Origin of the sequence: Rhodococcus sp. KBW08, from assembly GCF_003852455.1 — a bacterium.
Taxonomy (GTDB): Bacteria; Actinomycetota; Actinomycetes; order Mycobacteriales; family Mycobacteriaceae; genus Rhodococcus_F; species Rhodococcus_F baikonurensis.
On the sequence record NZ_QAJJ01000009.1, the window covers coordinates 174,397 to 190,183 of the forward strand.

The 15,787-nt window shown below is 63.7% G+C and carries 15 protein-coding genes; 4 read left to right on the top strand and 11 right to left on the bottom strand.

Annotated elements, in window-relative coordinates; translation table 11 throughout:
• Window positions 1–4: 4 nt before the first annotated feature.
• The 7 genes from DBV08_RS11600 to DBV08_RS11630 all read right to left on the bottom strand — a co-directional run bounded on the left by DBV08_RS11600 (window position 5) and on the right by DBV08_RS11630 (window position 5,998).
• Window positions 5–376 carry a hypothetical protein gene (locus DBV08_RS11600; RefSeq protein ID WP_124567518.1) on the bottom strand — a complete coding sequence of 124 codons (372 nt, stop codon included), beginning with the start codon at window positions 374–376 and terminating at the stop codon, window positions 5–7.
• Window positions 373–1,164, bottom strand: coding sequence for a LytTR family DNA-binding domain-containing protein (locus DBV08_RS11605; RefSeq protein WP_124567519.1), 792 nt, complete (start codon window positions 1,162–1,164; stop codon window positions 373–375). Before DBV08_RS11605 ends, DBV08_RS11600 begins: the two co-directional genes overlap by 4 nt.
• A 51-nt stretch (window positions 1,165–1,215) precedes the next feature.
• Complete coding sequence (locus DBV08_RS11610; RefSeq protein ID WP_095971215.1) at window positions 1,216–2,433, bottom strand: sensor histidine kinase; 1,218 nt, start codon at window positions 2,431–2,433, stop codon at window positions 1,216–1,218.
• Window positions 2,430–2,816, bottom strand: a complete 387-nt coding sequence (locus DBV08_RS11615; protein ID WP_124567520.1) for an MmcQ/YjbR family DNA-binding protein — start codon at window positions 2,814–2,816, stop codon at window positions 2,430–2,432. Before DBV08_RS11615 ends, DBV08_RS11610 begins: the two co-directional genes overlap by 4 nt.
• Before the next feature lie 4 nt (window positions 2,817–2,820).
• Window positions 2,821–4,038, bottom strand: a complete 1,218-nt coding sequence (locus DBV08_RS11620) for a lipase family protein (protein WP_124567521.1) — start codon at window positions 4,036–4,038, stop codon at window positions 2,821–2,823.
• A 15-nt stretch (window positions 4,039–4,053) separates the two neighbouring features.
• Window positions 4,054–5,700 (bottom strand): Na+/H+ antiporter, encoded by a 1,647-nt coding sequence (locus DBV08_RS11625; RefSeq protein WP_124567522.1) that lies wholly within the window; start codon window positions 5,698–5,700, stop codon window positions 4,054–4,056.
• 106 nt (window positions 5,701–5,806) lie between these two features.
• Window positions 5,807–5,998 carry an antitoxin gene (locus DBV08_RS11630; RefSeq protein WP_003940164.1) on the bottom strand — a complete coding sequence of 64 codons (192 nt, stop codon included), beginning with the start codon at window positions 5,996–5,998 and terminating at the stop codon, window positions 5,807–5,809.
• A gap of 190 nt (window positions 5,999–6,188) precedes the next feature.
• Between DBV08_RS11630 and DBV08_RS11635 the strand changes: the two genes are divergently transcribed.
• Complete coding sequence (locus tag DBV08_RS11635) at window positions 6,189–7,322, top strand: diguanylate cyclase (protein ID WP_240951826.1); 1,134 nt, start codon at window positions 6,189–6,191, stop codon at window positions 7,320–7,322.
• Between the two features lie 6 nt (window positions 7,323–7,328).
• On the opposite strand, the gene DBV08_RS11640 is transcribed toward DBV08_RS11635, so the two are convergent.
• The gene (locus tag DBV08_RS11640; RefSeq protein WP_124567523.1) at window positions 7,329–9,833 is read right to left on the bottom strand and encodes a cation-translocating P-type ATPase; all 2,505 of its coding nucleotides are present in this window, start codon (window positions 9,831–9,833) and stop codon (window positions 7,329–7,331) included.
• A gap of 137 nt (window positions 9,834–9,970) precedes the next feature.
• On the opposite strand from DBV08_RS11640, the gene DBV08_RS11645 reads away from it, so the two are divergent.
• Window positions 9,971–10,558: a hypothetical protein gene (locus tag DBV08_RS11645; protein WP_124567524.1), complete on the top strand. Its 588-nt coding sequence runs from the start codon at window positions 9,971–9,973 to the stop codon at window positions 10,556–10,558.
• Between the two features lie 36 nt (window positions 10,559–10,594).
• Here DBV08_RS11645 and DBV08_RS11650 read toward each other — a convergent pair whose 3' ends face one another.
• Window positions 10,595–11,710, bottom strand: coding sequence for an MBL fold metallo-hydrolase (locus DBV08_RS11650; protein WP_124567525.1), 1,116 nt, complete (start codon window positions 11,708–11,710; stop codon window positions 10,595–10,597).
• 62 nt (window positions 11,711–11,772) lie between these two features.
• Entirely contained in the window at window positions 11,773–12,504 is a 732-nt protein-coding gene (locus DBV08_RS11655; protein WP_003940192.1) for an enoyl-CoA hydratase, read from the bottom strand.
• Between the two features lie 112 nt (window positions 12,505–12,616).
• On the opposite strand from DBV08_RS11655, the gene DBV08_RS11660 reads away from it, so the two are divergent.
• Window positions 12,617–13,720, top strand: coding sequence for an NAD(P)-binding domain-containing protein (locus tag DBV08_RS11660; RefSeq protein ID WP_124567526.1), 1,104 nt, complete (start codon window positions 12,617–12,619; stop codon window positions 13,718–13,720).
• On the top strand, window positions 13,717–15,159 hold the full coding sequence (locus DBV08_RS11665) for a phospholipase D-like domain-containing protein (RefSeq protein ID WP_095971222.1): 1,443 nt from the start codon (window positions 13,717–13,719) through the stop codon (window positions 15,157–15,159). The genes DBV08_RS11660 and DBV08_RS11665 overlap by 4 nt, the downstream gene beginning before the upstream one ends.
• A 4-nt stretch (window positions 15,160–15,163) precedes the next feature.
• Here the strand turns inward: DBV08_RS11665 and DBV08_RS11670 are convergent, their stop codons facing one another.
• Complete coding sequence (locus tag DBV08_RS11670) at window positions 15,164–15,706, bottom strand: hypothetical protein (protein ID WP_206028815.1); 543 nt, start codon at window positions 15,704–15,706, stop codon at window positions 15,164–15,166.
• Between the last annotated feature and the right edge of the window lie 81 nt (window positions 15,707–15,787).

Below are 15,787 nucleotides of genomic sequence, written 5' to 3' on the forward strand. Positions count from 1 at the left end.
GCGCTCAGTCGTCCACGATGTCGGTGAAGTCCTGCTCGTTTCGTTCCGCCCGACGCACGAACACCCAGCCGGTGATCAGCAGCAAGGGATACACGGCGCCGCCCATCACGAGCCACGGCAAGCGGATGCCCAGCACTGCGACCCCCGACAGCGTCGGGAAGAGATGGGTCAGAAGCGGCACCGCACACAGGAGTCCGGCTGCGACGACGGCAAGGCGGATCGCCAGTCCCAACTGCGCGCGAACGAGACCGCGAATCATGGCGTCACCGACTTCGGTCTGTTCCTGCACCTCCACCCGGGTACGCACGATCCGAGCGCCACTGCGTTGCGCCAACACAACGCGCTCACGCTGCGGGGGGTCGGACTGCGACGTCACCGCGACAACCAACTCTGTTTGGGCGCACGAACCAGTCGATCCTTGAGTTCACGCGTGTGTCTGCGGCTGACCGGAAGCTCGACGGGCGGCTTGTCGCCGTGCGGGCGCAGACAGACCACCAACCCGCTTCCAACCGTGCGGATGCCGGTGACCAGGGCCAGAGACACCAGATATGAACGATGCACGCGCAGGAACCCCGCGTCGGCCCAGCGTGATTCGAGCGTCGAGATCGGGATGCGCACCAGGTGTGACTTCCCGGCGGTGTGCAGACGCGCGTAGTCCCCGTCGGCTTCCACCCACTCCACCGAGGAACGCTGAACGAGCGTCGTGACGCCGCCCAGTTCCACCGGGATCACCTCGTCGGTCGACGCAGTTTCGGGCTTGCTCTCGCTCTTGGTTCGCCCGGCCAACCCCACGATCCGTTGAACGGCCTGAGCGAGGCGCTCCTCTCGAAGCGGCTTGAGCAGATAATCGACGGCACCGAGATCGAAAGCCGCAACCGCTCGATCGTCGTGCGCCGTCACGAACACCACGGGTGGTGGAGTCGCGAAGTTGGAGAGAATGCCGGCCAGTTCGAGACCGTCGAGGCCTGGCATGTTGATGTCGAGAAATACCGCGTCGATGCTTCCACCGCGCAGGATTCTCAGCGCGGTCGTCGCATCCGACGCCGTGTGAACGTGCGCGACCGCGCCCTCTGCGCGCAGCAAGAATGCCAGCTCGTCGAGGGCTGGTTTCTCGTCGTCGACGGCCAGGACGGTCAGCTGGGCATCAGTGTCAGTCTCGTTCACAACAGGTCCATGTTCCCACGACCGTTTCGGCCTGATCATCGAAGGCGAGAATCAGACGTGAATCCCCTGCTTGAACTTGGGAACACGCATACTGACCTTCGTTCCGGCGCCCGGCGCTGTCTCCACCACGAGTCCGTAGTCGTTTCCGAATGCGGCACGAAGCCTGTCGTCGACGTTGGCCAAACCGACGTGAGCGGCTTCCCGAGCGCTGGGTCGTCCCGACCCCGACTCGATGGCGTCGAGCGAACCGGACCGCAGCAGTTCGGGATCCATCCCCACACCGTCGTCTTCGACGCTGATGATGCAGTCCGGTCCCTCGTCCGCGGCAACGATGCTGACCGTGCCGCCCTCCGGCTTACTCGAAATGCCGTGACGAACCGCGTTCTCGACCAGAGGCTGGAGCGCCAGGAAGGGAAGGACCACGTTGAGCACTTCGGGTGCGACTTGAAGTCGGACGTTCAGAGCGTCCCCGAAGCGCGCGCGTTCGAGAGTCAGATACCGATCGATGTTGCGTAGCTCGTCGGCGAGCAGAGTGAACTCACCCGCAGATCGAAACGAGTACCGGGTGAAGTCCGCGAACTCGAGAATCAGTTCCCTGGCCCGCGCCGGGTCGGTCCGTACGAAAGACGCGACGGTGTTGAGGGCGTTGTAGATGAAGTGGGGACTGATCTGAGCGCGCAGAGCCCGCACTTCCGCTCGATCCAGCAGGGCCCGGGACGCGTCGAGGTCGGCGAGTTCGATCTGACTGCAGGCGTACCGGGCGACCTCGGTGACAGCTCCGAGCATTCCCGGCCACGGGTCCTCGCTGGTGACGATTCCCATCACCCCGACGACGCCGATGTCCTCGATCAGCAGTGGTTGAGCGATCAGCGCGCGCACGCTGTGATCGCTCGACCCGCGTACCAAGTCCGCTTGGGAGACGAGCACCCGGCGCTCACCTTCGATCGCGCGAATGGCGGCGTCGTGGAATTGATCGGCCAATGCCTCGTGACGACCGTCCCACGCCAGCAGATTTCCCGACGCATCGGCCAGGCCGAAACCGGCGCCGCCGGTCAGCTCGCGCAGGTGAGGCGCTGCCTCGGCGGCCGAATTCTTGTCGAGCCCGCGCCGAAGCGGCCGTGCGGCAAGCGAAGCCGTGTGGAGCGCGGCATGGACGGCTCGTTCGGTGGGCGTGGTCACCTCGCGTCTGGTGCGCATCCACACCACTGTCAGCGCCCCGGCCACTGCGAGGATCAGCACGCTGAGAAGTGCGACCACGGCCGGGCTCAACGCGAATCCTCGTCCAGTTTCCGGATCAGTGTTCTCGGAGCCACCGTGCGGTACGCCTCTTCGACGATGTCGGCGACGTCGTTCCAGAATTTCCCGTCCTCGGTGTCGTCGGCACTCGGAACGTCGAGGTACACGCCGATCCATCCCCGGCCGCCCACGTACGGCGGCACGAAGAACCGTGACGGATCACGGCCGACCCAATCTGCCTGCGCCCCAGGCGGTGCTGCGGCCCAGATCGCGACACGATCGTCGTGGTGGTGATCTGCCATGGAGACGAACTGCGGCGCCTTACGCACGAACCACGACGGTTCACCGTGGCTGACCCGCTCGGTCGCCTCCGGCAGTGCCAGTGCAAGCGCGCGGATTCGTTCCAGCGGCGTCACCGATTCACGACCCGCAGGTATTCGGCGCCGGCACACCTGCAAATCGATCCTTCACCCACGCAACAGCTCCGGGCACCGCGGCACCGTCCGCGTGACCTTCGCCCGGCCGTGCCTGGAATTGGATGACGTCGCCGTCGGCGCAGGCACGTTCGACCGCTGCCTCGGTCCATTCCGGACGGATGAGGTTGTCGTTGGTACCGACGACCACGTACATGGGACCGCTCGCGCGTTGACGTGGGAGCGCAACGTCGCTGAGCCACGCGTGAATTCGGTCCGCATCCTCGGCGGTGGCGGGCCGGGTGTCGGCTGGCGTCACCTTTCCGACAAGACCCAACTTCTCGGTCGCACGGGAGGTCAGGCACGAGGTGAGCAGGTCGTAGTTCTGCTCGAATGCGCCGCGCACGTAGTCGGTTCGTTCGAGGTCCGGATGGGTGAGGGACAGCCCTTCGAGCACATAGGGCAGCAGCAGTTGCTGAGGCAGTGACAGATTCACCTCGGAATCACTCGAGATGATCGGTGAGATGTCCGCTGCCGGGGACAGGTTTGCCGCACCTACGAATTCGAGTCCGTCCCCGTAGGAATCGGCTTCCTCGGCTGCTGCCCAGGACGCCTGCCCGCCTTGGGAAAGTCCCAGTGTTGCCCAGCGAGTCGAGGTGTCCGGAACGACGTTGCGCGCCGCTCGAACAGCGTCGATGACGTTGAACGCCGCAGTGTCCGGTTGCAGGTACGGATGCGGGTCCGGAGTGCCGAGGCCCTCGAAGTCGGAGACAGCGACCACGTATCCCGAGTCGAGGAACGGCGCGACCAGACCGATCGTGCCGAAGAGGGTCGGCGAGGCCGACGGCGCGCAGTCGTCCGAAATACCCGTCGTGCCATGGCCGATGGAGACGATCGGCCAACCACCCTCGGGCGGAGTTCCAGCCGGCGTGAACACCGTTCCCGACACCTGAGTCTCCCGGCCGTCGATGCCGGAGGTGGAGCCGTACAGGATCTTCGTTGCGCTCGCTCCGGACGCCGCCACTTCGGCTGTGCTGGTGAAAGGTTCACTGGCGAAGACGACGCCGCGTTGAGCACTGCTCACGACCGGTGGAGTCGTCGTGGTTGCGGTGTCGGTGACAGAGATGTCCGGCGACGCATCCGATCCGCAGCCCACGCTGACGAGAAGTGCGCTCGCCACCATGATTCCCCAGCCTGCGCGAACTCTCGAACTCCGAACCGTCATACGCAGTGTTCCCCTCTATTTGCCCGCGCCGCTACCGGCTCGGCGACGCCTGACACGTTCCTCGGCTGCGGCCTCTTCGATGTCGAGTCCTTCCAATACGGTACGCAATACCTCGTCGTCGAGATCGCCGTCGTCACGTGCGGCGATCAAGGCAACTCGTTGCGAGCGCAGTGACTGATGCCGGAACTTGTCGAACAATGCTCCCGCATTCCACAAAGCGGCCTCGCGATCGGCGTCCTCGTCGACCTCCTGGAGTTGAAGCCTCGCCTGCATCGAGCGTCGTACGCGCTCGACGATTGCCTGCAATTCCTTTCCGTCGATCCCCGGCGGAGGGTGCGCGGCTGCGTCTGCCAGCGCCTTCTCGCCTGCCTTGCGAGAAATGTTGCGGGCCAACTCCATCTGCTCCTGTGTCCGCAACTGCTCGTAAGGATCCGCGACGTCGAGGCGACGGATCATGAACGGCAAGGTCGATCCCTGGATGAGCAGAGTCCCGACAGCGACGATGAACGCGATCGCCTGAATGACGCCGCGACCGGGGAACGGCTCGCCGGACGAGAGCGCGAACGGGATACCGCCGGCCGCAGCAAGAGTGACGACGCCGCGCATTCCCGCCCACGAGACCACCAGATTCTGTTTCCACGTCAGTTGATTCTCGCGGTCACGGCGCAGGGTCACACCGAATCGCACACGCGAGTAACTCAGGAACAGCCACAGCGGCCGAATCACGATGACCACGGCCAGGACTGCGAGACCGTACGCGAACACGTGAAGCACCGGAAGCCCGTCGGCGACAACATCGTCGATCACGAAACTCAGCTGCAGCCCCATGTACGCGAAGACGAACATCTCGAGAAGGGTGTCCAGGCTCGACCACACCGAGCGCTCCTGCAGTCTCGTCATGATCGACGCGTCCGTCGAATAGTGCCCGATCACCAACCCTGCAACCACGACGGCCAGGACACCGGACGCGTGCAGTTCCTCAGCGGCCAGGTAGGCGGCGAACGGAAGCACCAACCCCAGGCCGGTTTCGAGTGGAGAGTCGTACATGCGTGCACGAACGAACTTGACGACGAACGCGAGCACCAAACCGACGACGACGCCACCGACCACTTCGTACGCGAAGAACAACAGGGGCGAATCGGTGGCAATTCGGGTTCCGGTCACTGCTGCGACGGCAACGGTGAAGAGCGTGAGCGCGGTGGCGTCGTTGACGAGCCCTTCGCCCGTGAGGATGGCGATGACCCGTTTCGGGAGTCCGAGTTTCTGACCGACCGCTACCGCGCTGACGGCGTCGGTCGGCGCGATCACGGCTCCGAGCACGAGGGCGGCGCCGATCGTGAACTCGGGAACCATCCATTCGGCGAAGAAGGCCACCACGAACGCCGTCACCAACACCATTCCGACGCCGAGGCGCAGGATCGGTGCAAGGTTGCGTTTGAAGGTCGCCACCGAGAATTTGAGAGCCGCCGAGTAGAGAAGCGGCGGCAGGACCACACCGAGAATGACGTGGGGATCCAGTTCCGGCCGCGGCATGCCGGGTATGAACGAGGCGACCGAGCCCACCGTCACCAAAACCAGCGGGGCCTGCAGGTTTCGCCGATTGGACAGCCCGGTGACTGCGATGGCGGCAATGACGACCAGCAGAATCCAGGTGAAGTTCACGCGTTCATTCTGCCCGCCGACCCTGGGAGTTCACCCAGCGGACGCACAGAAGCCCGCAACCATTTCGGTTACGGGCTCCTGAGCAACGGTATTGCCGAATCCGGTATTACTGCTTTTCGGGAACGGCCTTCTTGGCAGCCTCGGCTGCCTTGTCGATCTGATCGCCGTACTTGTTGCCGGTCTTGTCGTCGGCGATGTCGGCGACCTTGTCGATCGCGTCGTGAACCTTGTCGGAGTTCTCCGCTGCGAGCTCCTGGCCCTTTTCGACCAATCCCTTGACGTTGTCCAAGAAACCCATGTCCGTGTCCTCTCCCGGTGCTGACGCACGTCCTTCGGCGGAATCGTTCCTCCGCGCCCTTCGATTCTCACAGGTCGAGGGCCTCTGCGCCAGAAAGCAGGTCCGTGCGTCCGGGCCACGCACCAACTCGAGGTAGCGTTAACCCGCCAATAGCTGATTGCCCATCCATCGACATCGACAGGTACCCGGTTTGAATGCAGGACTGCGCGGGACGGGGAGCGACCCCCACCCGACGCGTGAACTGCTGTCACGGTGGTGGTCAGATCACACGGATTACACCTGGCTCCCCCGATTCCTCGACGCTCGCGGGTTGACCGTTCCCGGACGCAAATTGGTCGCGGTCTGGTGTTTCCTCTTCGCCCTGATCGCGGTGACGATGCAGTTGAGCCGGTTCGGTTCCGACACTGCTCTGGCGCGGTCGATCTTCGCCCTCGGAACGATCAGTGGCGCCTATGCGGGCTACCGCTGGGCGCGTAATGAATCGTGGCCCACCTGGCGACAATCCGTGGCTTTCGTCGTCTGGGCCGACCTATGGCTCGCCGTCACTCTTTTCTTCGCCGTACGCACCGCTTTCGTCGGGACCATCGGCTGCATCCTGTTCATCATGATCGGTTTCTACGCGGCGATCGTTCACAGCCCACGCGTTGCCATCACCCACATCGGCTGGGCTCTTGCTGTCTGTACGGCGCTGGCCGCCATGGCGATGTCCGAACCGGTCAACGACAACTGGGTGGTCCTGAACCTCTATCTGATGGTGGCCGGCGTGGTGTTCTCCACGGCGTGGATTCTGCAGATCGTCTGGCTCCGACTGACCGACGACGCACGCAACGCCCACCGGGACTACCTCACCGCGACGCTCAATCGCCGTGGACTCCAGGACGAGGCTCAGCATCTGCTGCGCAGCGATCGAACGCAAGCGCTGATCGCGCTACTCATCGACGTCGACTCGTTCAAGATCCTCAACGACACGCACGGGCACGTCGCGGGTGACGACGCGTTGACCGCCGTCGCCGACCGCCTCATCGCTGCCGCCGGGCCCGACGCGGTGGTGGCGCGAATCGGCGGCGACGAGTTCGTCGTCCTGCGCGGAGTCGATCGAGGAGAAATCGAACAGGTCGCCACCGAGATACATTCGGCGGTCTCGTCCGACTCCGATCCCTATCCCGTATCCGCCAGTACCGGCGTCAGTGTCTATCTGAGTCCCGAGACGGACTTACCGGATCGGGCTGTCAACGAACTGATCGAGCACGCAGACAATGCGATGTACCGGGCCAAGAAGCGCGGCGGCGATCGCATTGCCTGGGTGCAGATGTTCAGGCGCTGAAACTACTTACTCGCTGTGAGCATGGTGATGCTCACCGGGCAGATCGTCGGGCGTCGCGAACATCTTCCGCTTTTCCCCGTGCAGGCGCGCGCTGATCCACCACGAGAGTTCCACGAGTACGACGCCGATAGCGCCGAGGGTGATCGCGAGCGTCGTGGCAGCGACGTTGCTCGGATCCAGCTTGAAGAACTCGCGGGTGAACGGCAGCGCGAACAGGATGAGGTAGCCGGCCACCGATCCGCCGATCAGAACGAGCTTCCACCACACATACGGCCGGGCGACGACGGCCAGGACCCACACGGCGATCATGATCAACGTGATGAGAGCGCTGGTTCCGGCCTGGATCTTCTGGGTCTCCGTCTGGTCGGGGCCTTGATAGGCCAACACGTAGGAGATGAACGTGGTGATGCCGATGATCAGACCGGACGGCAGCGCCAAGCGCATCACGCGAGAGACGAAACCGGTTCGTGCGCGCTCGTTGTTCGGTGCCAGAGACAAGATGAAGGCCGGGATACCGATCGTGAACCACGCTGCGATCGTGACGTGGCGGGGCAGAAACGGGTACGGCAGCGGCTCGAAGTCGAAGACCTGGGACAGGACGCCGGTGATGCCGATCAGGAACGCGAGCACCACCGAGTAGACGGTCTTGGTCAGGAACAGATTCGACACGCGCTCGATGTTGCCGATCACTCGGCGGCCTTCCGCGACGACGTACGGGAGCGTCGCGAACTTGTTGTCCAGCAGCACGATCTGGGCCACGGCTCGCGTAGCCGGGCTACCCGAACCCATCGAGACTCCGATGTCGGCGTCCTTGAGTGCGAGTACGTCGTTGACGCCGTCACCGGTCATCGCGACGGTGTGCCCGCGAGACTGCAAGGCCGCGACCATTTCCCGCTTCTGATCCGGTCGCACTCGCCCGAACGTCGTGGCTCCGTCGAGAGTGTCCGCCAGCTTTTCCTGATCGCTGGGCAACTCCCGCGCGTCGATGGGGCGGTCGCCGCCCTCGAGCCCGAGGGACCCGGCAACGGCGCCGACGGAAACCGCGTTGTCGCCGGAAATGACCTTGACTGCGACCTTCTGGCTGGCGAAGTACTCCAGCGTCTCCTGGGCGTCGGGACGCACCTTTTGCTCGAGCACGACCAGAGCTTCGGGGGTGACGGTGCCCGGTGCGTCGGCGTCGTCGACGGGGAGGTCGCTGCTGCCGAGCATGAGGACACGAAGCCCGCTCGATCCCACTTCTTCCGCCTTGCGGGCCATCTCCGAGTCCGGGTCGAGCAGCACGTCCGGGGCACCGAGCACCCAGTTGCCGTTACTGCCGTACGACTGGCCGCTCCACTTCTTCGCCGAGGAGAACGGCGCCACCGCGGTGGCTTCGCCCCAGCCTGGATCGTCGGAGAGCGACTCGCGAATCGCCAGCACACTCGCGTTGGGGCGAGGGTCGGACGCAGCCATCGCGCTCAACGCGGACGTGACCGCAGACTCCCCCGAACCACCCGGTGCGACGTCGACCTCGGACAGGCGCATGCCGTTCTCGGTCAGGGTTCCGGTCTTGTCCGCGCACACCACGTCGACACGGGCCAAGCCTTCGATCGCCGGCAACTCCTGAACGAGGCACTGGCGCTTGCCCAATCGGATGACGCCGACAGCAAATGCAATGGAGGTCATCAGCACAAGGCCTTCGGGAACCATCGGAACCAGCGCTGCCACCATTCCGTTGAGGGCGGGTCGGATCGGCAGGCCGATGGTGAAGAGCTGATTGAAGATGATCAGCGCACCCGCGGGAATCATCAGGTAGGTGATGAATTTCAGGATCTTGTCGATACCGCTGCGCAGTTCCGAGTGCACGAGAGTGAACTTGCTCGCCTCTTCGGCAAGCTTGGCCGCGTATGCATCGCCACCGACCTTGGTGGCGCGGTACGCGCCGCTGCCGGCGGCAACGAAACTCCCCGACAACACTTGCTGGCCACTCGCCTTGTGAACCGGATCGGCTTCACCGGTGAGGAGCGATTCGTCGACCTCGAGTGCAGCGGAACTGACCACCTCGCCGTCGACGACTATCTGGTCACCGGAGCCGAGTTCGATAATGTCGTCGAGCACAACGTCTTTGGGCGCCATCGCCACGGCGACGCCGTCACGCCTGACCATGGGCTTTGCCTGACTCACGATGGCCAGTGCATCGAGCGTGCGCTTGGCGCGAATCTCTTGGATGATGCCGATACCGCTGTTCGCGATGATCAACAATCCGAACATGCCGTCGATGATCGAGCCCGTCGCGAGCACGATCACCAACAACACCGTCAGGATCGCGTTGATGCGAGTGAAGACGTTGCCGCGAATGATGTCCTTGACCGAGCGGGACGCCCGATCCGGCACGTCGTTGGTTTGCCCCGACGCGATCCGGGCCGCAACCTGATCGGCGGTCAAACCGCGGGCGACGTCGACGTCGTCCGGCAATCGCTCAGTGGCTACCGCCACTGCTGTCTCTTCTGAACCGGTGTGCTCGTGAGCCATGGTCAAAGATTACGCACCCGGAGCAACTAATCAGGGTCGGACTCGTGTGGCAATGACGGCTACACGAAGATCACACCCGTGGGCCGCACTTCTGCGATGGTGGTTGGCACGAGCGGAGAAGACCAGCGAGGAACGGAATGAAATACGCCTACAAAGGTCTCGATGAGGCGCTTCGGTGCGAACGGCCCGTCGACCTGCCGATTTCTCTCGACCTCAACAGGACCGACAACTTGGTTGTCTGGTTGTCGGCGGTACGGGTCTACTCGTTCGGGATGATGTTCGCGATTGATGCCCGCTACGAAGATCCGGCGCTCTCGCTGAGTCTCGGTTCTTTCGACGGGCGTCCCACGTTCACACATTTCAGCGCTCCGCTACTCGTCGGTCTCGGTTTCGCCGACGGAACATCTGCGACCACTGTGCAGAAATCGCGGGGCCCTCTGCTGGAATTGCGCTCGACTGAGAGCCGCTCGGGCTCGGTGCACGGTGAGTATTTGCTGGCTCCGATACCGCCTGCCGGGCCGATCGAAGTCGCGACAGCATGGCCTCAGCTGGGGATGGACGAGAAGGTTGTCGCCCTCGACGGAGCAGTCATCGCGTCCGCATCCGACCGTGTCACGCAACTATGGGAACCGACTCATCAGCCCAAACCCGGCCTCACCACTGAGCAGGTGACGCACCAACCGCAGTACCAACGTGGGGGTTGGTTCGGAATCCGACTGGATTGAGGAAGATCCCCGGCGACTTTTGGGCTAGGGCCGCAGTCAGCCCAGCGGTATCCACCACTTCGACGGCGGTGTCGTCGACAACGCGTCGATCCGGCCGCCCGGCATCGGCACCGACACGCTGGTGCCCGCCTCCGCCGCGGCCTCGTTGAGGCGAATGATCGGCTCCGACCATGAATGAAACGCGAGGTTGAACGTCGCCCAGTGGATCGGGACGAAGACACCGCGAGACCCGTCGCCCTTGTTGAGGTCGATGTGCGTCTGCACTGCCTCTTCGGGGTTCATGTGAATGTCCGGCCAGCGCACGTCGTAGGCACCGACGGGGAGAAGCGTCAGATCGAACGGCCCGTACGTTTCACCCAATTGTTCGAAGCGCTGCGTGTATCCGCTGTCGCCGCCGAAGAACACCCGGTGCTCCGGACCGGCGAACACCCACGACGCCCACTGAGTCGTGTTCCGGACAAGACCACGACCGGAGAAGTGACGAGCCTCGGTGCACGTGAGGACCAGGTCGCCGATTTTTGTCGACTCGTCCCAGTCCAATTCCACGATCCGGTTCTCGGGCACCTTCCAGTGCCGCAGGTGAGCCCCGATACCGATCGGCACGACAAACGGAGCGGTCTGAGTACGAGTCAGCGTCTTGACCGTAGCCATGTCGAGATGGTCGTAGTGATCGTGAGAGATGACTATCGCATCTACTGCAGGCAGTTCGGTCAATGCCACCGGAGTGGGGTGCATCCGTGCGGGACCTACTGTGGCCGAGGGTGATACGCGCTCGCTCCACACCGGATCTGCGAGAACACGGTAACCGTCGACCTCGACGAGAACACTCGAATGGCCGTACCACGTCACCGCTGCGTCGCCGGCTACCGCCGGTGCCAGCGGAGTGGCCAACGGAATCGGCTGACGCGGCCGACCCGTCGACCCTCGCGTTGCCATCGACTTGAACATTCCGGCATCAGTGCCCGGCACCAGTGTGCTGCTGGGCTCCGAGTTGTGGAACTGGCGGTCCCGATATCGCGGAGACATCGCCGCATACGGTTGCACCCTGTTTCGCGATGCCCCGATCTGCGTCGGGATTCCCCATGCGGCTCGCGCCACCCACCCCGTCGCCGCGGCAACAGCAGCAACTCCGAGAACCGTCGTCTTCTTCATTCAGACGAGCGTAGCCACTATCCGCCCTGCGTGCCCGGCGCCTGTTTACCCTGCAACCGGCTTTACTTGCCCTTGAATACGGGAGGGCGGTTCTCGATGCGGGCCGCGCGGGCTTCCTGGACGTCCTCGCTGAGCCAGGCGGCGTGAAGAGCGTCGAGTTGCTCGGGAGACTGCTCCTCCATGGTGCCGTCGTCGTTGAGAACCATCTTCATGTGCCGCAACGACAGCGGTGCGAGATTGGCGATGCGGTGTGCCCATTCCTGGGCGTCGTCGAGGGTGCCGATTTTGTTGGCGAGGCCCCGAGTGAAGGCTTCCTCAGCGCCGATCTGTTCGATACCGAGCAGAATGGTGCGCGCGGGACCGCCGCCGACCAGCGACGCGAGCCGACGCATCGTCCACTTGTCCACCGAGACACCGAGGGTGGCTGCCGGGATTCCGAAACGAGCGCTCGGCGCCACGACGCGCAGATCCGACGCGATGGCCAGCTGCGTGCCCGCGCCGATGGCCGGACCGTTGACGGCAGCGATGACCGGGATGGGCGCCGTGTCGATAGACCGAAGCATCTCGAACAGGCGATCGGTGAAGCCCTCCATGTAGACGTCGCCGGAGAGATCTGCCCCTGCGCAGAATGCCGATCCTTCACCGGTGATGACGACGACGTGCGCATGCTCGGCGACTGCCGCGTTCATCGCGTCCCGAATCGCAATGCAGAGTTCCGCGCTGAGTGCATTGCGACGCTCGTGACGCTGCAACTCGATGGTCACGACGTTGCCGTCACGGGAGAACCCGATCATGTCCGCTCACTTTCGTTTCTGGAAGGCTCGACGCAGGGACGTTCCGAGGCGCCGATACCGTCCGCATACTTCTCTGCAGCTAAGTTCTGTACATCAGGAGGTTAGATTACCGATGAGTACAGACGACCTTGCCTCACCGGAACCGCACCCGGTTGACGTGGTGGTGATCGGCGCCGGACAGGCCGGACTCTCCGCCGCGTACTACCTGCGCAAGTTCGGAATCGAACCCGAATCGGGTTTCGTGGTGCTCGATCATGCGTCCGGGCCGGGCGGGGCGTGGCAGTTTCGCTGGCCGAGCCTGACACTGAGCACCGTCAACGGTGTGCATGATCTCCCGGGAATGTCCTTCGCGGAAACCACCGGCACCGACGCCGAACAGGTGCCTGCATCCGTCGCGGTCTCCCATTACTTCGAACTGTACGAAAAGCAGTTCGAACTTCCCGTCCACCGCCCGGTGCACACCCGAGTGGTGTGTCCTCGGGAAGAGCGACTGCGGATCGAGACCGACCACGGAGTGTTCGCGGCGCGAGGCTTGATCAATGCGACAGGAACCTGGGAGCGTCCCTTCATCCCCCACTATCGCGGGGCCGACTCATTTCGTGGGCGACAGCTCCACACGAAGGACTATCGAACCGCCGCGGAGTTCGAGGGCAAACATGTGGTCGTGGTCGGCGGCGGTATCTCGGCCGTCCAACTGCTCGACGAGATCTCACGCGTCACGACGACTACCTGGGTGACGCGTCGTGAACCGGAGTTCCGCGACGAGCCGTTCACTCCGGACATCGGCCGCGCCGCGGTTGCCATGGTCGAGGATCGTGTACGACGCGGTCTGCCACCGGGATCCGTTGTTTCGGTGACCGGCCTCCCGGTGACACCGGCCATCCGGGCAGCGCGAGAGCGCGGTGTCATGAATCGACTCCCGATGTTCTCCGAAATCCTTCCGAACGGCGTGAAGTGGGCCGACGGTACTGTCATCGATGCCGAAGTGATCCTGTGGTGCACCGGTTTTCGCAGCTCACTCGATCACCTGGCACCTCTGCACCTGCGAGGACCAGGTGGCGGAATACCGATGACCGGACGCCTCGCCACGCAGGTCGAAGCCGACCCTCGCGTACATCTGGTGGGATACGGGCCGTCGTCGTCGACGATCGGAGCCAACCGCGCCGGCCAAGCGGCCGCCCGCGAACTGACGTCTTACCTGGGAATCGGCGAATGAACAGAATTCTTGTCCCGGGAGAAACCTGCTGGCGCATCGAACCGGCCGACAATCTGGCCTGCATCGTCGACGCCGCTGACTACTTTCATCACGCGAAGTCCGCAATGCTGCAAGCCGAGAAGCGAATCATGTTGATCGGCTGGGATTTCGACACGCGCATCAAACTCGAGCCAGGCAAGCAGACGCTCGACGGCCCCAACCGATTGGGGATGTTCCTCCGCTGGCTCGTCCGCGAGAAACCTGATCTCGAAATCCTCGTACTCAAATGGAACATCGGCGCCTTCACCGCAATCGGGCGCGGGATGACCCCCGTCTTCGTGTCCAACTGGTTGACCGACGAGCGTCTTCGGTTCGAGATCGACGGCGCACATCCAGTGGGCGCGGCGCACCATCAGAAGATCATCGTCATCGACGACGCCCTGGCCTTCTGCGGCGGCATCGACATGACGGTGGACCGCTGGGACACCTCGGATCACGTCGACCGCAACGACTACCGGATCACACCGAGCGGAAGACGTTACGGCCCTTGGCATGACGCCACCACAGCTATCGACGGCGATGCGGCCGCGGCAATCGGCGAATTGGCGCGGGCACGCTGGAAATCCGCAACCGGCGAGGATCTGGTACCGGTTCAGAGCACAGCGACGCCATGGCCGGTCAATCTGGCTCCCACGTTGCGGGTCGTCGACGTAGCCGTAGCCAGAACACTGCCGGAACTCGGCGAACGCACGGAGGTACGTGAGATCGAGGCGCTCTATCTCGCGGCCATCGCCGGGGCGGAGCGGACGCTGTACATCGAGAGCCAATACCTCGCCTCCCGCACTCTGGCCGAGGCAATTGCCGCGCGTCTACGTGAGGCCGACGGGCCGGAGATCGTTCTGGTCATCCCCCGCAATGCCGATGGATGGCTGGAACAAAAGGCGATGGACGGGGCACGCCACGACCTCTTGCATCTGTTGTGGAGCGCCGACATCCATGGCCGGTTCGGTGCGTTCTATCCCGTGACCTCTTCTGGCGCACCCATTTACGTGCACGCCAAGGTCCTCGTGATGGACGATCGACTCTTGCGAATCGGGTCGTCGAACCTCAACAATCGATCGATGGGCTTCGACACCGAGTGCGACATCGCCGTCGAATCCGTCGACGACGCAGATGTCGAGCTGCGCGCGTCGATCATCGGATTGAGGCGGCGGCTACTCGGCGAGCACCTCGACGTCACCGAGGAAGAAGTCGACGACGCGTTGGGTGAGCAGTCACTGTTGTCGACGGTTCGCGCTCTCTCGACCTCCGACGCTCGCAGTCTGCGCGAATTCGACCGCAACACAGTCGACGGCGAAGACCACGTGCTCGCCGAAAATGCACTGATGGATCCCGAGCGCACGCCGCCCAGACTGAGCGATCGAATCGAAGGATTACGCCGCCTGCTCGGCAAACGCTGAGACTCTAGAACACGCGCACACAGTGACCGGTTGCCGGCGCGAGTTCGACGAGAGTTGCACTTTGAACACTCGGGACGAACACGATGAGAAACGTATCGCTGTCGCTGTCGAGCCAGGCAACGGAAACTCCTGACCCGGCGATGTTGGCGCCGACGCCGGCAAGAAGCGTTTCGAGGCCAGCGGTGCGGTCATAGCCTGCGGCAAGCTCGTCCGCCCATTTCCATGAGTGGGCCGCTCCGGGTGCAGACTCCAGCTGCCGCAGTCGACCGAGAACCTCGGCGGCGTCCTCGTTCCAGTCCACCCAGGCCAGGAGTTCTTGTTCGTGCAATGCGTCGACGAGAGCAAACCACGCCATTTCCGGGTGCGGCTTCTCGAGCGTCTGTGAGTACAGATCGTTCTGTACCTCGACATACCGTTCCGGGTAGTCGATCGCGAGAGTCACACGATCGCTGACTGCGGGGCTGTCAGAGGCGAGCAGTTCGGCGATCGCACGCAACGCGTCGCGAGCAGGTCCACCCACTACGGCTCCAAGGTTCGATTCGGTCATCGGTGCGGTTCCCACAGTCTGACATGCGAGTGCGCCTTCTTCGGATATGTCTCGATGTCGGGACACGAGCCGGATGCTTAC